Origin of the sequence: Caballeronia calidae (genome assembly GCF_900044055.2) — a bacterium.
In the GTDB taxonomy this organism is placed as follows: domain Bacteria; phylum Pseudomonadota; class Gammaproteobacteria; order Burkholderiales; family Burkholderiaceae; genus Caballeronia; species Caballeronia calidae.
The window spans coordinates 1-917 of record NZ_FCOX02000310.1 but is presented as its reverse complement, the minus strand read 5'-3'; the positions used below and the strand labels follow the sequence as shown (position 1 = coordinate 917).

General features: G+C 57.6%; 1 protein-coding gene. It reads left to right on the top strand.

Annotation, left to right across the window (positions count from 1 at the left end):
* Positions 1-181 (top strand): hypothetical protein (locus AWB78_RS49225; RefSeq protein WP_232478153.1); only part of this gene is annotated, 181 nt, incomplete at its 5' end.
* Positions 182-917 lie beyond the last annotated feature (736 nt).

Here is a 917-nt window from a genome sequence, read left to right as displayed (position 1 = left end):
TATCTCGACCCCTACGGCGCTGACGCTGCAGGCCGTGGTGGAGCACCCTCGGATCATCCGCGAGCATATCGAAAACGCGGAGCAACGCGACCGACTCAGCACAGAGGTGATACGGCGGCGCTATGAACGACGAGACCCGGAAGCAATGTGCACGCATCCCGCTGATACCAATGATCCGTGAATCGCATGCCCTCTATCTTCCGTCCGGACCCCGTGTCCGTCCGCTGCTAAATCGCGCTTGTAAATGTTGCGGATCACGGGCGGTGAATCAGTTACACAGGGCGTCGCCGCCCCGCCTGCCTCGACATGGCGCCCCCATGTTCCGTCCTTAGGGAGCGTGCCAATGTCTGCGGTCCCACATGGTCTCTGAATTCCAAGCTCTCGACATCGGCGGTCTGGCCTAGCATATTGGGGTAGGCGATTGATGAAGAAGACTGGTAGTTGCACTCGGGAGGTAGGCCTCGGCAGGCGCTTGGGACTTTGTCGAAGGCGGGATTCGTCCGGACCCTTGCAGACGCTGGAGCGTGAGCTGGCGGCGACATCGCAGCCGGCATCGAGCGATTCGACACCGCGAGCAGAACTTAAGGGAGTCTGGGAGCCCGAAGCATTATTCGGGCGGCTCATGTTTGTCAGCAATCGCTTCAAGCGATGTCACCGAGCACAGGCAGAGCGTCGAGCAGATCAAAGATTAGAGCAGTGCGCCCAGTGACGGTTACACAAACTCTTAGTGCGTCCGCAGGGATAATGACCTGCGGACGAAAAGGTCAGACTTATGCTGCGGATCTCGCCGCAACTGAGTTCACCCGGGTGAACTCTCGGTCTGCAACGATGCCAAGAAATTTCGAAGCGCTTCCAATTTTTCTGGACCTAAGGTCGTTTTATCAATATCGATCGTCGCCTTCTTGTTTGTCTCATTC